The organism is Vibrio sp. Vb339, assembly GCF_902751245.1.
GTDB classification, from domain to species: Bacteria; Pseudomonadota; Gammaproteobacteria; order Enterobacterales; family Vibrionaceae; genus Vibrio; species Vibrio coralliirubri.
In genome coordinates this window covers 47,287-62,679 of the sequence record NZ_CADDIS010000008.1, presented here as the reverse complement: position 1 = coordinate 62,679, position 15,393 = coordinate 47,287, and the positions used below count along the sequence as shown (strand labels likewise).

The following is a 15,393-nucleotide window of genomic DNA, read 5'->3' as shown; positions in this document are numbered from 1 at the left end:
ATCTCTCGTAAATTAGATTCTAGTAAGTTTCGTCAAAAAAGCGTGCATAAAGTTCCCTAACGGCTAACTATTTAGAATGTATTAGTCATGACTGAAAGTGCATAAAGTTTGTTAAAACCCTTAATTTTAAAGGGCTGTGGGATAAAAAACGATTTGTGATAGATCTCTAAGAATACCTGACTAGCAGGCGTAATATTAATTCCAGACAAGAGATATGAATAAAATAATTCATTCTTCTCAACTGAAAATAAATAATTACTCTTAGCGATAAAAGTAATTCAAATATATAAGAGAGAGACGATCATGAGTAAGTTCTATGTAGGTTCTGAAATAGGTCAATTACGCCGCGTTCTAGTTCACCGTCCACGACGCGCACTGACTCACCTAACACCCTCTAACTGTCACGATTTACTATTTGATGACGTACTGGCTGTTGAGCGTGCAGGTAAAGAGCATGACGCATTTACTCAAACGCTACGTGATCAAGGTGTTGAAGTTCTTCTTCTTACTGACCTATTAGCAGACACGCTAGCAGTGCCAGAAGCGAAAGATTGGCTTTTGAATCATCAAGTTTCTGATTACCGCTTAGGCAAAACTTTTGCTAACGACGTGCGTTGCTACTTGGGCGACTTACCAAACCTAGAGCTAGCAAAAATCCTAACGGGCGGTCTTTCTTACGCTGAGATGCCAATGAAATCATCTTCAATGATGCAAGGCATGCACGCACCAACCGACTTCATTATCGAACCGCTACCAAACCACCTATTTACTCGTGACACATCTTGCTGGGTATACGGTGGCGTATCCATCAACCCGATGGCGAAACCTGCTCGTCAACGTGAAACCAACCACGTTCGCGCTATTTACCGCTGGCACCCAACATTCGCAGGCCAAGACTTCATTAAATACTTCGGCGATGAAGAAAACATCAGCTATGACAACTCAACGATTGAAGGCGGTGACGTTCTTGTAATCGGTCGCGGCACGGTGCTTATCGGTATGTCTGAGCGTACAACAGCACAAGGTGTTGAGCACTTAGCATCTAGCCTATTCAAACACGGTCAAGCGAAACAAGTTATCGCAATGCAGCTACCAAAACACCGCTCTTGCATGCACTTAGACACCGTGATGACGCACATGAACGAAGATACGTTCTCTGTTTACCCTGAAGTGGTGAGTAAAGACGTGCAGTGCTGGAACCTAACTGGCGATGAGTCTGGCGCAGTGAAAGTGAAAGAAGAAGGCTACTTCGTAACGGCTATCGAAAAAGCACTTGGCGTAGACAAGCTAAACCTAATCACGACCGGTGGTGACAACTTCCATGCAGAACGTGAGCAGTGGAACGATGCAAACAACGTTCTAACGGTTAAACCTGGTGTCGTGATTGGCTACGAAGGCAACACATACACCAATGAAAAATACGACAAAGCAGGCATCACGGTTCTTCCGATTCCAGGAGACGAACTTGGCCGCGGTCGCGGTGGCGCACGCTGCATGAGCTGCCCAATTGAGCGTGATGGTATCTAATCACTAAGACGAAAACGGCCAAGCTGAACGATCTTAAATAATCTCAGCTTGGCCAAAATGAGAGAACACAATTATGACTAAGCAAACTGTTGTTGTTGCACTCGGCGGTAACGCCCTACTTCGTCGCGGTGAACCGTTAGAAGCCGATGTTCAACGCCGTAATATTGAAACTGCGGTTAAAACCATCTCTGAAATCGCAAAAGTGTACAACGTGGTTCTAGTGCACGGTAATGGCCCACAAGTTGGTCTACTTGCTCTGCAAGGTTTGGAATACAAAAAAGTAAATCCATATCCGCTAGATGTATTGGGCAGTGAGACTCAAGGCATGATCGGCTACATGCTGATGCAAGAGTTCAAGAACTATCTGCCTAACCGCAACATCTCGTGCATGTTGACGCAAATGACGGTTGATCCAAACGATCCTGCATTCGCAGATCCAACTAAGCCGATTGGCCCGATCTACGAAGAAGCAGAAGCACGTGAATTGGCGGAGAAATTCCACTGGATCGTCAAACCAGACGGCCAACACTTCCGTCGCGTTGTGCCAAGCCCACGCCCGACTGGCATTGTTGAACACGAAGCGATCACCCAACTTATCGATGCAGGCCACCTCGTAATTTGTACTGGCGGCGGCGGCATCCCAGTGAAAAAAGAGAACGGCAAATTAGTCGGTGTTGAAGCTGTTATCGACAAAGACATGTCTGCGGCTTTCTTAGCGAAACAACTGGATGCGGATGCACTGCTTATTTTGACCGACGCGGACGCTGTTTACCTTGATTGGGGCAAACCGACTCAACATGCACTGCGCAGCACCACACCAAGCGAACTGGCGCAATTCGAATTTGATGCAGGCTCAATGGGGCCAAAAATTGAAGCATCGTGCGAGTTCATTCAGCAAGGCGGCAAAGTCGTCGGTATTGGTGCACTCGAAGATGGTTTGCAAATCCTGCAAGGCTTGGCGGGCACCAACATCACCAAAGATTAATCTACTCGCGAGCTTTTCAAACCTTGCGAGAAAACTGAATCACCGTTTGAACTGAAATTAATACACAAAAATTGAATCGCGCTTTCTTGAATTTTCTTTCCCTGTAACAAGAAAGCGCCTAAATCTAAGAAGGAATACATCATGGCTTTTAACCTACGCAATCGTAACTTCCTAAAACTACTAGATTTCACTCCACGCGAAATTCAACACTTGTTAGATCTTTCTATGGAGCTAAAAAAAGCGAAGTACAACGGTTACGAACAGCCAACACTGACTGGCAAAAACATTGCGCTTATCTTTGAGAAAACCTCAACTCGTACTCGCTGCGCATTTGAAGTTGCCGCATTCGACCAAGGCGCTCGAGTATCTTACTTAGGCCCATCTGGCTCTCAAATTGGCCACAAAGAATCAATGAAAGATACCGCTCGCGTTCTAGGCCGTATGTACGATGGCATTGAATACCGCGGCTTCGGTCAAGAAATCGTTGAAGAGCTCGGCGCTTACGCTGGAGTTCCAGTATGGAATGGTCTGACTGACGAATTCCACCCAACACAAATCCTAGCTGACTTCCTAACCATGACGGAATACGGCCGTGGTAAACAACTGCATGAAATCAGCTTTGCTTACCTAGGTGATGCTCGCAACAACATGGGTAACTCTCTAATGGTTGGCGCTGCGAAAATGGGTATGGACATTCGCCTTGTTGCTCCAAAACAATTCTGGCCACAAGAAGAGCTACTGGCTCAATGTCGTGAAATCGCAGAACACACTGGCGGCAAAATCACGCTAACAGAAGATGTTCAAGAAGGCGTGCAAGGTTGTGACTTCCTATACACCGACGTTTGGGTATCGATGGGCGAAGCAAAAGAAGCATGGGCTGAGCGTATCAACCTAATGATGCCTTACCAAGTGAACATGGAAATGATCAAAGCAACAGGCAACCCACATGTGAAATTCATGCACTGCCTACCGGCTTTCCACGGCGAAGATACAACAGTCGGCAAACAACTTGCTGCTGAATATCCGCAGCTTAAAGATGGCGTAGAAGTGACGGATGAAGTGGTCGAGTCTGAATACTCAATCGTATTCGATGAAGCAGAAAACCGCATGCACACCATCAAAGCAGTAATGGTTGCGACACTAGGCAGCTAATAAGTTAAGCAGTTAAGCACGCACTTGTTCGCAATAAATTGACAAGCTAAGTGCAATAACAGGGAAATGCGGGTGGCGTTCTTGGGATTTTGACCTTGGATAAAACCCGCATTTTTTTTCATGTCCTTGAAAAGATTATTACCTGAAAAAGCCTGAGATTCGCAGTTCCAACAAAGGCTTAAATGGAAACTAGAAACGGACGTAAATTCGCATAAAAATCCATTAAATGAATACTTTACGGAAAGTGTTGCATGGCCTTTTTATCTGAGTATAATCCTCCGCAATTTGTCTAAAGAGAGCAAAAAATGAACCGCAATTCTGTCGCACATAATTGTCAAACTACACGCCAAAGAGTGGCGGTGGTGTCATTTTTATTTTGCTCTATTGATCGTTTCGAAGCCTCCTATTTTTAGGGGGCTTTTTTTTGTCCGCAATTTGACTGTATGCATAGAAAAAGGAAGACCCGTTATGGCGCATTCGTTATTTAACAAGCACATCATCTCCATTCCAGAACTCTCTCGTGATGAACTGGAGCTTATCGTCGATACTGCAGCAAGACTCAAAGCAGAGCCAAATCCAGAGCTGCTGAAAAATAAGGTGGTGGCGAGCTGTTTCTTTGAGCCGTCAACTCGAACTCGCCTTTCATTTGAAACCGCAGTTCAACGCCTAGGTGGCACGGTCATCGGTTTTGATAATGGCGGTAACACATCGCTGGCGAAAAAAGGCGAAACACTTGCCGATTCGGTGCAGGTTATCTCTTCTTACGTTGACGCCTTTGTAATGCGTCACCCACAAGAAGGCGCAGCACGTTTAGCCTCTGAGTTCTCTAACGGTGTACCAATTGTGAATGGTGGCGACGGTGCCAATCAGCACCCAACGCAAACCTTGTTGGATCTGTTCTCGATTTACGAGACGCAAGGCACGCTCGACAACCTCAATGTGGCATTTGTTGGCGACCTAAAATATGGCCGCACCGTACACTCATTGACGCAAGCACTATCAAAATTCAACAACGTGCGTTTCTTCTTTATCGCGCCAGAAGTGTTAGCGATGCCGGATTACATCTGTGAAGAACTGGAAGAGATGGGCATCCAATACAGCACCCACAGCAGCATTGAAGAAGTGGTGCCTGAGCTTGATGTTTTGTACATGACTCGCGTACAGAAAGAACGCTTTGATGCGTCAGAATACGCGCACATGAAATCGGCTTACATTCTAACCGCCGATACCCTGAAAGACGCTCGCCAAAACATGAAGGTGCTTCACCCACTACCACGTGTCGATGAAATCACCACCGACGTAGATAAAACGCCACACGCTTACTACTTCGAGCAAGCTGAAAACGGTGTGTATGCTCGCGAAGCCCTATTAGCCCTAGTTCTAAACGACACTTTATAAGCAGGAGAAACAGTCATGGTTAAACAAACTCAGCTACAAGTAGAAGCCATTCGTAACGGCAGCGTCATTGACCACATCCCTGCTCACCTTGGGATCAAAATCCTCAAGTTGTTTAAATTGCACAAGACCGAGCAGCGCATCACCATGGGATTAAATCTGCCATCGTCAGCGCTTGGCCATAAAGATCTTATCAAGATTGAGAACATCTTTCTGACTAAGGAACAAGCCAACCAATTGGCTCTGTACGCCCCGCAAGCGACAGTAAATCAGATTGAAGAGTACAAGGTGGTGAACAAGCTAACATTAGTGCTGCCAGACCAAATCAACAGTGTCTACTCTTGCCCGAATAGCAACTGTATTTCACACGGTGAGCCAGTCGAAAGCAGCTTTAAAGTGCAGCTAAAACAGGAAAACGTGCAGCTAAAATGTCACTACTGTGAAAAAGTATTCTCTCGCGAGATCATGAGTGAAATTCGCTAACCCTTAGCGCCATTATCACGGTCTCCAAAGCAACCTAATACCGATGGATATTTATGCCAAACTTGGAATAAATATCCATTTAGCAAAAGAATAAAACTCCAAAATAAAAGCAATTAACTAGAATTTTATTTGGTGATCCCCTTCAAAAAGATAACTATCCTTTAGTGGTAGACTCAATGGATAGACGATCATATATCACGCATACCTTCCCTCTTTATTTCGGGATTCATCGGTAAGCCCTATTTAACAATCGTACTCTACGGCTTTGGGAGTACGCTCGGCGCTATGGACAAGCGATAACCACATGTTGACCTTAAGGAGTTGTTCATGAACCCAATCACTGAGCACGGTTGCTTGTATTCAGCTGAAGATAAAACACTGACTGCAGCGTGCAAACGCTTACTACAACAACAAAGCTTCTCGACCCAAAATCAACTGCGAGAGAAACTCGTCGATATTGGCTATACAGGTATCAGCCAATCGACCGTATCTCGTATTTTGTCACAGCTTGGCGTGGTAAAAATTCAGAATGCTTGTGGTAAAAAGGTTTACTGCATCACGGTTGAAAGTGCACCGGTTCGTGTCGATGCATCCATCTCTTCGCAAATCGAATTCATCACTCATAACCAAGCGATGGTCATCGTAAAAACTCATCCAGGTTGTGCGCAATTAGTCGCAAGATTAGTTGATATCGACCCACATACCGAGATTATCGGCACCGTTGGCGGCAATGATACTGTGCTTATTATTCCAAAAGATACGATGAATATTGATGCTTGCGAACAAGTCGTAAAAGCACGCTTGGGTGTTGCTTAAATGTCTCTTTTACAAGGGCAAGTCACTCAAGTTGAATTGCAGTTCCCCGCTCGATTACCCAATAAAATCGCTATCCCGCCTTAGGGGATATTTGTTTGCCGATGAAACTAATAGCAAACTATTACGGTCTGATTGAGTTAAGATACCTTCAACTCCATTTTGATGACTAAATAGTATGCGACGACTTGCCACATTACTTTTTGTTTGTGTTTCCCTATTCACCCAGCCTGCGTGGGCGCTATTTGGGAACGACAACGCCGAGCCTAGCTTCGGAGGCAATAACAATGGTTTTGTCCCTGTAGACCAAGCTTTCCCTTTCAATTACTACCAGCAAGACGACAAAGTCCTTCTCGACTGGCAAGTAAAAGAGGGCTACTACCTCTATCAACATAGCCTCTCGTTCACCGGGCAAAATCTCGCTATCGGTAATGTTGAATTAGAAGATGGTAAGCCGCACCAAGATGAATTCTTCGGTGAGGTGAGCATTTATACTCAGCCGTTATTCGTGCAAGTCCCTCTGCAGAGTTACCAAGATGGCTCACAGCTGATCGTTAAGTATCAAGGCTGTGCGGACGCAGGTTTCTGCTACCCACCAGAGATTCGTGTCATCGATATTGAACCTTTCACAGCAACAGGTTCTGCTAATTCGCAAGGTAGTGACTCACAAGCTTCATCTTCTGCTAGCAACGAGACCGATGTTTCTACGCAACCAACGTCTCCAAAAGCAGACGTTGTAAGTAACACGACTCAACAGCCAAATGCCCCAGTTTCAAAAGAAGCAGGCTTAGCCGATAAGCTCGGTGACAGTTGGTGGACCCCTCTATTATTCTTAGCACTCGGTGTTGGTTTAGCCTTTACACCGTGTGTACTGCCTATGTATCCGATTCTAACGGGTATCGTTTTAGGTGGTGGCAAGCTCAGCCAAGGTCGTGCGCTGATGCTGTCCTTTATTTACGTGCAAGGCATGGCGTTAACCTACACCTTATTAGGTTTAGTGGTTGCTTCAGCAGGCATGCAATTCCAAGCCGCAATGCAACACCCTTACGTGCTGATCGCGCTGAGTGTTCTGTTCGTGGCGTTAGCAATGTCGATGTTTGGCGTTTATAACCTGCAATTGCCAAGCAGCATCCAAACTTGGCTCAACAATCAAAGCAATAAGCAGCAAGGTGGCAATACCTTGGGCGTGTTCGCGATGGGCGCTATCTCTGGCTTGGTGTGTTCACCTTGTACCACGGCGCCATTGTCAGGTGCGCTGTTGTATGTGGCTCAGAGTGGCGATCTATTTACCGGTGCGATTGCTCTGTATGCATTAGCTATGGGTATGGGTATCCCACTGATTTTAGTGGCAGTGTTTGGTAATAAGCTATTGCCTAAAGCAGGCAGCTGGATGGACAAGGTGAAGATCGTATTCGGCTTTATCTTGCTTGCCGCACCTATCTTCCTGCTAGAGCGAATCATTCCTGAGTTGTGGGCAACCGTGCTTTGGTCTGGCCTTGGCTTCATCGCCTTTGGTTGGCTTTACCACAGCAAGAATGCACTGCCATTTGGTGGCTGGAAGCAGAGTGCTGTGGGTATCATCGCGATGCTTGGCCTGTTCGCATCAGCTCAACCTGCGCTCAATTACTGGTTTGCAGAAAAGAGCGTGACGGTAGAACAACACATCCAATTTGCCCGCATCAACACGGTTGAAGAGTTAGAAATTCAGCTCATCGAAGCGAAGAAACTCGGTAAGCCTGTGATGCTCGACTTCTACGCCGATTGGTGTGTGGCATGTAAAGAGTTCGAGAAGTACACCTTCCATCAAGCTGATGTGGAAAATAAGCTTTCTGACTTCGTACTGCTACAAGCAGATGTAACGAGAAACATGCCTCAAGACATTGAACTGCTTAAACAATTACAGGTACTTGGTTTACCGACGATTGAGTTCTGGGATGGCGAGGGTAACCATGTTCCAAATGCTCGTGTAACCGGTTTTATGCCTGCCGATGTATTCTTAAAACACATGCAAAACCACCAGCTATAACGGCAATATTCACTAAAATATAAGCCGAATCGAAAGCCGCACCGCCCCTCCGTAACGAGATGGCAGTGCGGCTTTTTTGCTATTCAGAGTAACGCTTTCTTATTCCGGGGATAAAAGTCGATATGGTTCAGACTTTTAATGCATAGATATTGTCCACATACTCAATCAGGATGATAATAAATATTAACTAAATTGTTAAAAGTATGAACGTCATGGACTCGACCTATACCATCATCATTGCTGATGACCACCCTCTCTTTCGCAACGCCCTGTTTCAGTCAGTTCATATGGCGATCAGCGGTGCGAACCTGCTTGAGGCCGATTCTCTCGATGCCTTACTGACTCTGCTAAAGAAAGAAGATGAGCCGGATCTATTACTGCTCGATCTGAAAATGCCGGGTGCCAATGGCATGTCAGGCTTAATTCAACTTCGCGCTGAATACCCTGATCTACCGATTGTGGTGGTCTCTGCCAGTGAAGATGCCAGCGTGGTCACTCAGGTGAAGAGCCACGGTGCCTTTGGCTTTATTCCTAAGTCGAGTGATATGCGTGAGTTGGTGAGCGCACTGAATCAAGTGCTGAATGGCGACCCGTTCTTCCCTGAAGGGCTTATCACCAATAATGCAGCGTGTAGCGACCTTGCAGAAAAGATTTCCACACTGACGCCTCAGCAGTACAAGGTATTAGGGATGCTTTCTGACGGCTTGCTTAACAAGCAAATCGCGTATGAATTGAATGTTTCGGAAGCGACCATCAAAGCACATATGACGGCCATCTTCCGTAAACTGGATGTGAAAAATCGTACTCAAGCGGTTATCTTGCTACAAGAAGTCCACAATTAAGCTTCGCTGATATCCTCTTCTAAAGTCGTCTTAGGTAAACATAAACCCAACCTGACGACTTTATGATCATCTATCTCTGCAACTACCCAAGTGATGTCATGCCACTCAAAGCTATCACCCAATACAGAGTGTGTGCCAAGCTCTTGAGCAACCAATTGTTTTAGCGTCATTTCTCGCTCTTCTTCCGAGCCAAGTTCAATACCATAACAATCACTCACTGCCGCAACTGATAGTTCAACATCCAAGAAGAAGTCACCAAAGAATCGTGCCGCTTCTTCTGCTAGAGGCGCCTCACTGAACAACGAACTTAAGCTGTCCAAATCTTTGTCTTGACCAAGCACACATAAGATATCGTTCGCCTCTAACACGGTGCTGCCTGATGGGTGGAGCATCGCATCTTGTCGAAACAGTGCCGTAATGCGCGTCCCTTCAGGCATAGATAAGCGCTTAAGCGGCTCACCGACACACCACTTCTCGTCTTTCAACTTGTAAACAAACATCTCCCACTCACTGGTCGGATAAATCTCCATACCGGTACGAGAAATCGGTGTTGGCGTCGGTGGTAAAGTCACTTGAGCGAGTCTTGCGACTTTCATCAAGCTACCGCCTTGAACAATCAGCGAAACCATAACCACGAAGAAGGCGATATTGAAATACAGCTGAGCATTAGGCAGGCCAGCCATCATAGGGAAGACCGCTAAGATGATCGGTACTGCACCACGCAAACCTACCCAAGAAACAAACCAGCGCTCCTTGGTAGTAAAGCTTCGAAATGGCAGTAAACCTAGCCAAACCGACAGCGGACGAGCAAACAAAATCATACCGAAGGCCAGTGCTAGCGCAGGCAGAGCAATGTCCATCAACGTTGATGGCGTCACCAATAAACCCAGCACCAAGAACATCACGATTTGGCTTAACCACGTCATGCCATCAAGGACATTAAGAATCGAGTGTCGAGAGCGCGTCGGACGATTACCAATGAACAGGCCTACAAGGTAGATCGATAAGATACCGCTGCCGCCCAGCATGTTAGAGAACGCAAACAGCGCCACACCACCGCTGAGCACCAAAATAGAGTAAAGGCCGTCAGCCAGTTGCACTCGATTGATAAGACTCCATAGAAGCCAGCCACCGCCTATGCCGACAAGGGTGCCGATACCAAACTGCATCGCGAAGCTTTTCAGTAGGAAGTTCATCCCCATTTCAGCATCAGGCGTGCCCAGCAGCGCAATTAAGGTCACCGTCAGGAACACCGCCATTGGGTCGTTGGTACCGGATTCAATTTCTAGGGTTGAGCCAACACGCTCATTGAGGCTCTGCCCTTTCAGCAAAGAAAATACCGCAGCCGCATCGGTCGAGCCGACAATCGCGCCAACCAAGATGCCCTGCATCAATGATAAGTCGAACAGCCACGCGGCCATCAAACCAGTAAGAGTCGCGGTACATGCCACGCCTATTGTCGCGAGCGAGAGCGAAGGCCAAAAAGCGACCTTGAAACTCGCAACCTTGGTGCGCATACCGCCATCAAGCAAGATCACAGCAAGCGCAAGGTTACTCACCAAGTAAGTGAGTGAGTAATCATCAAAATTGATGCCACCGGGTCCGTCTTCACCGGCTAGCATGCCAACGAAAAGGAAGATCAAAAGAATAGGAACGCCCAAGCGAGAGGACACTTGCGAAAAAAGCACACTGATAGCGATGAGCACCGCACCAGTTAAAAATAAGTGGTTAATAGTTATTGCGTCCAATTCGTCCCCCCAAAGAATAAAACCCGAGCTTTAAGCCTGTTGATCTTCTGCCGTTAAGCAAGGCGCGGTCGGTAAAAGTGCCGCTGATACTATAACAAACTTATGTTTCGCTTCGTGTCATATGCAGGACTAAATACCGTTTCTCGGTCATTTAGTTGTTAAATTTTATGACTCGCATACTAATTCATGCGTTTTTGTTAGACCTTAGGCTAATTTAACAACATTGTAACATCACATTTTTCTATGGTTATGTCTTCCAACTCCCATATTTCAGTGGATTAGCGCTAATAGTGTCCCGACTAAAGTTGCACAGATCCCTTTACTTATCCTTGCTACATTCTAAATCGTAACATTACGTTAACACAGCCATTTACAAAAACGGTTTCTACGAAAACGGAATAAAGGAGAAGGCAATGGCGTTCGAATCTACGGAACATGCTCAAGCCTACTGGAAGGAAAACTTGGGAATTATGGGAACACTGCTCGCGGTTTGGTTTGCAGTGTCTTACGGCGCTGGCATCTTATTTGTGGATGCCCTCAATACCGTTCAGTTTGGCGGGTTCAAGCTAGGATTTTGGTTCGCTCAGCAAGGTTCGATATACACCTTCGTGGCGCTGATATTTATTTACGTTGTCCGCATGAATGCGCTCGACAAAAAATACAACGTACAGGAAGACTAGAGGCTAGAACATGGATATTCAAACTTGGACGTTTATTCTCGTCGGTATTACTTTTGCGGTATATATCGGCATCGCAATCTGGGCTCGTGCAGGGTCGACTAGTGAGTTCTACGTTGCTGGCGGTGGTGTACACCCAGTAGCAAACGGCATGGCGACCGCCGCTGACTGGATGTCGGCAGCATCATTCATCTCAATGGCAGGTATCATCTCATTCGTTGGTTATGACGGTGCGGTTTACCTAATGGGTTGGACAGGTGGTTATGTACTACTTGCGCTATGTTTAGCACCTTACCTACGTAAGTTCGGTCAGTTTACGGTTCCTGATTTCATCGGTGAGCGTTACTACTCGAAAACGGCACGTATGGTAGCGGTATTCTGTGCAATCTTCGTATCGTTTACGTACGTTGCAGGCCAGATGCGTGGTGTGGGCGTTGTATTCTCTCGTTTCCTAGAAGTTGATATTAACCTAGGCATCATCATTGGTATGGGTATTGTGTTCTTCTACGCAGTACTAGGTGGCATGAAAGGCATCACTTATACGCAGGTAGCTCAATTCTGTGTCCTCATTTTCGCCTTCCTTGTTCCAGCAATCTTTACCTCAATCATGATGACAGGTAACCCACTTCCACAAGTTGGTATGGGCTCTACGCTATCAGGCACAGATGTTTACCTTCTTGATAAACTGGATGGACTGACCGAAGAACTCGGATTTACCGCCTATACCGAAGGTAACAAGAGCATGGTGGATGTATTCTTCATCTGTGCGGCTCTAATGGTCGGTACTGCGGGTCTTCCACACGTAATCATTCGTTTCTTCACGGTACCAAAAGTACGTGATGCTCGTATCTCAGCGGGTTGGGCTCTATTGTTCATCTCATTGCTATACACAACAGCACCGGGCGTTGCAGCATTCGCTCGTGTAAACATGATCGAAACAATCAACGGCCCTGACATGCAAGGTGTCGCAGCAGCAGACGCACCGAGCTGGTACAAAAACTGGGAAAGCACTGGCCTAGTAGGTTGGGAAGATAAGAACGGCGATGGCAAAATGTTCTACTCGGGCGATGAGCGCAACGAGATGAAGATTAACCGTGACATCATCGTACTGGCTTCTCCAGAGCTAGCGAAACTACCAAACTGGGTTGTAGCACTGCTTGCAGCCGGTGGCCTAGCAGCCGCACTATCAACAGCCGCGGGTCTACTATTGGTCATCTCAACGTCGATTTCACATGACTTGTTGAAGAAAGGCTTCAGACCAAACATGACCGACAAGCAGGAGCTGTTAGCCGCTCGTCTGGCAGCCATGGTCGCGATTGTCGGTGCCGGTTACTTAGGTATTAACCCACCAGGCTTTGTAGCACAGGTAGTAGCGTTTGCCTTCGGCTTAGCCGCAGCATCCTTCTTCCCAGCGATTATCCTAGGTATCTTCTACAAGAAGATGAACAAGGAAGGCGCAATTGCAGGTATGTTGTCAGGTATTGCCTTCACAGCAAGCTACATCATCTACTTCAAGTTCATTAACCCAGCAGCAAGCACACCTGAAAACTGGTGGTTTGGTATCAGCCCAGAGGGCATCGGTACGCTAGGTATGTGTCTAAACTTTGTAGTATCAATTGCAGTGAACAAAGTGACAGCTGAAGTTCCAGAAGATGTACAAGAGATGGTTGAGAACATCCGTTACCCGAAAGGTGCAGGTGAAGCTCACGACCACTAAGCACAACCACTAAACAAAGATGTTTAGCAAAAAATGAATCAGTACTTACATTGTAGGGATTAGGTACTGACTCCAGAAAGCCGATACTTCGTGTATCGGCTTTTTCTTTTTCTGCTCACTTTATAAAAAGAGAAACAAAGGGTTGTTTTTAAAATCTCATTTGATAATAATTATCATTAACATCCAATAAAGAGATGCAGATGATGATGAAAGAGCAGCAGGTTCTCTATTCGAGGTTTTACAAAGCACAGGATCGCTTTGCTTCATTAGAACAAGTTCAAGGCCATGAGCCGTTTGTAATTCGAGAGTATATCGAGTGTGCACTGACGCTTTCGGCTTACTATGAAAAACATGCCGCTCAAGAAAACATCTTGTTGTGCGAGCTGTATCTACGCCAAGTTTTCTTTCATTTGATTGAAGCGATTGAGTCTCCTGAGCGCAGTTTCGCCTTTCGTCATATCTGCCTAGACTCTATTCACTCACCACTATTTTATTTGAAGCGCCACTACTGCCAGCAACCGCAAGGCCAAGCGCGTTTTTTGAATCTCAGCCAAACACTACAACAAGTCCAAGCCCCACTTGGCTAACAAGGATAGAACATGACCCTACAATTTCGGATTGAAAAAGACAGCATGGGCGAAGTGAAAGTCCCTGCCGATGCGCTATACCAAGCACAAACTCAGCGTGCAGCGGATAACTTCGCGTTTAGCTCACACAAGATGCCGACCAGTTTTATTCAAGCACTGGCGTTAATTAAACAGGCAGCGGCAGATACCAATGCTCAGTTAGGTCTACTGGAGGGTGATATTGCCAATGCGATAGCCGAAGCCAGCCAAGAGATCATTGAGGGCAAACATCTCGATCAATTCCCGATCGACGTTTACCAAACCGGTTCTGGCACCAGCTCCAACATGAATGCCAACGAAGTGATTGCTACGCTTGCTTCAAGAAGCTTGCAAGGCGACGTAAATCCCAATGATCACGTCAACATGGGCCAAAGCAGTAACGATGTGGTGCCAACCGCAATTCAAGTGAGCGTTGCTTTGATGGCTGAAAATAAGCTGTTGCCAGCATTAACCCACCTTGCGGAAGCACTCACTATCAAGCAACAGGAGCTTGCGGAGGTAGTGAAGACAGGTCGCACTCATCTAATGGATGCCATGCCAATGACCTTTGCTCAAGAGCTAGGTGGTTGGAAATTTCAGATAGAACACGCTAAGCAAGCAATAGAGAACACCCTGCCCGCTATCAAGGCTTTAGCACAAGGTGGTACTGCGGTTGGAACAGGGATCAATGCTGACCCACGCTTTGCCGATAAGTTTGCGAGTAACCTGTCTCAATCGACAAAGATCAGTTTTAGCTCGAGTGAAAACTTCTTTTTTAACCTCAGCAGTCAAGACGCGATCGTTGCGCTTTCTGGGCAGCTCAAAACTGCAGCAGTTGCGATCATGAAGATCTCAAACGATCTTCGTTGGATGAACTCTGGGCCATTGGCTGGCTTAGGGGAAATTGAATTGCAGGCGCTACAGCCAGGCTCATCTATCATGCCAGGCAAGGTAAACCCTGTAATTCCAGAAGCTGCAGCTATGGCGGCAGCGCAAGTCATTGGCAACGACACCACCATTACCGTAGCTGGACAATCAGGTAACTTCCAACTGAATGTGATGCTGCCAGTGATTGCTCATAACGTCTTAGAGAGTATTGAACTTCTGGCAAACAGCTCAGTCGCTTTAGCGGACAAAGCCATCGCGACCTTCACTGTGCGCCAAGATAACCTCGATTTAGCCTTGTCAAAGAACCCAATCCTAGTGACCGCACTTAACCCTGTGATTGGCTACTTGAAGGCGGCTGATATTGCCAAGAAAGCTTATAAAGAAGGCCTACCAATTCTGGATGTAGCAGAAAGAGAAGCCGATCTTAGCCGAGAAGATCTCAGCAAACTGCTTGATCCAACTACACTCACTCAAGGCGGTATCGCGGGTTAAAGTAAATCGGTCATCCATAACCGAGCGAACAGATCGAAAAAGG

General features: G+C 46.4%; 13 protein-coding genes. 12 read left to right on the top strand and 1 reads right to left on the bottom strand.

The window, feature by feature from the left end; translation table 11 throughout:
* The first annotated feature begins 303 nt into the window (after positions 1 to 303).
* The 8 genes from arcA (at position 304) to HRQ85_RS23045 (ending at position 9,223) form a co-directional block, all read left to right on the top strand.
* Positions 304 to 1,527 (top strand): arginine deiminase, encoded by a 1,224-nt coding sequence (gene arcA, locus HRQ85_RS23080; RefSeq protein ID WP_017062724.1) that lies wholly within the window; start codon positions 304 to 306, stop codon positions 1,525 to 1,527.
* A 73-nt stretch (positions 1,528 to 1,600) separates the two neighbouring features.
* Positions 1,601 to 2,512, top strand: a complete 912-nt coding sequence (arcC, locus tag HRQ85_RS23075) for a carbamate kinase (protein WP_019821541.1) — start codon at positions 1,601 to 1,603, stop codon at positions 2,510 to 2,512.
* A 141-nt stretch (positions 2,513 to 2,653) separates the two neighbouring features.
* Positions 2,654 to 3,664 carry an ornithine carbamoyltransferase gene (locus tag HRQ85_RS23070; RefSeq protein WP_017063666.1) on the top strand — a complete coding sequence of 337 codons (1,011 nt, stop codon included), beginning with the start codon at positions 2,654 to 2,656 and terminating at the stop codon, positions 3,662 to 3,664.
* A gap of 468 nt (positions 3,665 to 4,132) precedes the next feature.
* Complete coding sequence (gene pyrB, locus HRQ85_RS23065) at positions 4,133 to 5,062, top strand: aspartate carbamoyltransferase (RefSeq protein WP_004729720.1); 930 nt, start codon at positions 4,133 to 4,135, stop codon at positions 5,060 to 5,062.
* 15 nt (positions 5,063 to 5,077) lie between these two features.
* A complete protein-coding gene (gene pyrI / locus HRQ85_RS23060; protein WP_048605441.1) occupies positions 5,078 to 5,542 on the top strand; it encodes an aspartate carbamoyltransferase regulatory subunit in 465 nt (154 codons plus the stop codon).
* A gap of 327 nt (positions 5,543 to 5,869) precedes the next feature.
* The gene (locus tag HRQ85_RS23055; protein ID WP_017063664.1) at positions 5,870 to 6,358 is read left to right on the top strand and encodes an arginine repressor; all 489 of its coding nucleotides are present in this window, start codon (positions 5,870 to 5,872) and stop codon (positions 6,356 to 6,358) included.
* A 175-nt stretch (positions 6,359 to 6,533) separates the two neighbouring features.
* Positions 6,534 to 8,381, top strand: a complete 1,848-nt coding sequence (locus tag HRQ85_RS23050; RefSeq protein WP_050645753.1) for a protein-disulfide reductase DsbD — start codon at positions 6,534 to 6,536, stop codon at positions 8,379 to 8,381.
* A gap of 212 nt (positions 8,382 to 8,593) precedes the next feature.
* Positions 8,594 to 9,223, top strand: a complete 630-nt coding sequence (locus tag HRQ85_RS23045; protein ID WP_048605445.1) for a response regulator — start codon at positions 8,594 to 8,596, stop codon at positions 9,221 to 9,223.
* On the opposite strand, the gene HRQ85_RS23040 is transcribed toward HRQ85_RS23045, so the two are convergent.
* Entirely contained in the window at positions 9,220 to 10,971 is a 1,752-nt protein-coding gene (locus HRQ85_RS23040) for a potassium/proton antiporter (protein ID WP_172380683.1), read from the bottom strand. The genes HRQ85_RS23045 and HRQ85_RS23040 overlap by 4 nt on opposite strands.
* A 413-nt stretch (positions 10,972 to 11,384) precedes the next feature.
* Between HRQ85_RS23040 and HRQ85_RS23035 the strand changes: the two genes are divergently transcribed.
* From HRQ85_RS23035 to HRQ85_RS23020, 4 genes are all read left to right on the top strand, one after another.
* Positions 11,385 to 11,651 (top strand): DUF4212 domain-containing protein, encoded by a 267-nt coding sequence (locus tag HRQ85_RS23035; RefSeq protein ID WP_010435433.1) that lies wholly within the window; start codon positions 11,385 to 11,387, stop codon positions 11,649 to 11,651.
* A gap of 10 nt (positions 11,652 to 11,661) precedes the next feature.
* Positions 11,662 to 13,365: a sodium:solute symporter family protein gene (locus HRQ85_RS23030; RefSeq protein ID WP_065677172.1), complete on the top strand. Its 1,704-nt coding sequence runs from the start codon at positions 11,662 to 11,664 to the stop codon at positions 13,363 to 13,365.
* Positions 13,366 to 13,565: 200 nt separating this feature from the next.
* Positions 13,566 to 13,952, top strand: a complete 387-nt coding sequence (locus tag HRQ85_RS23025; protein WP_081090254.1) for a hypothetical protein — start codon at positions 13,566 to 13,568, stop codon at positions 13,950 to 13,952.
* Between the two features lie 12 nt (positions 13,953 to 13,964).
* Positions 13,965 to 15,350 (top strand): class II fumarate hydratase, encoded by a 1,386-nt coding sequence (locus HRQ85_RS23020; RefSeq protein WP_172380682.1) that lies wholly within the window; start codon positions 13,965 to 13,967, stop codon positions 15,348 to 15,350.
* Positions 15,351 to 15,393 lie beyond the last annotated feature (43 nt).

Bases quoted from the DNA above. Each gene is read 5' to 3' on its own strand.
- arcA (WP_017062724.1), top strand. From the start codon at position 304: ATGAGTAAGTTCTATGTAGGTTCTGAAATAGGTCAATTACGCCGCGTT.
- arcC (WP_019821541.1), top strand. From the start codon at position 1,601: ATGACTAAGCAAACTGTTGTTGTTGCACTCGGCGGTAACGCCCTACTT.
- HRQ85_RS23070 (WP_017063666.1), top strand. From the start codon at position 2,654: ATGGCTTTTAACCTACGCAATCGTAACTTCCTAAAACTACTAGATTTC.
- pyrB (WP_004729720.1), top strand. From the start codon at position 4,133: ATGGCGCATTCGTTATTTAACAAGCACATCATCTCCATTCCAGAACTC.
- pyrI (WP_048605441.1), top strand. From the start codon at position 5,078: ATGGTTAAACAAACTCAGCTACAAGTAGAAGCCATTCGTAACGGCAGC.
- HRQ85_RS23055 (WP_017063664.1), top strand. From the start codon at position 5,870: ATGAACCCAATCACTGAGCACGGTTGCTTGTATTCAGCTGAAGATAAA.
- HRQ85_RS23050 (WP_050645753.1), top strand. From the start codon at position 6,534: ATGCGACGACTTGCCACATTACTTTTTGTTTGTGTTTCCCTATTCACC.
- HRQ85_RS23045 (WP_048605445.1), top strand. From the start codon at position 8,594: ATGGACTCGACCTATACCATCATCATTGCTGATGACCACCCTCTCTTT.
- HRQ85_RS23035 (WP_010435433.1), top strand. From the start codon at position 11,385: ATGGCGTTCGAATCTACGGAACATGCTCAAGCCTACTGGAAGGAAAAC.
- HRQ85_RS23030 (WP_065677172.1), top strand. From the start codon at position 11,662: ATGGATATTCAAACTTGGACGTTTATTCTCGTCGGTATTACTTTTGCG.
- HRQ85_RS23025 (WP_081090254.1), top strand. From the start codon at position 13,566: ATGATGATGAAAGAGCAGCAGGTTCTCTATTCGAGGTTTTACAAAGCA.
- HRQ85_RS23020 (WP_172380682.1), top strand. From the start codon at position 13,965: ATGACCCTACAATTTCGGATTGAAAAAGACAGCATGGGCGAAGTGAAA.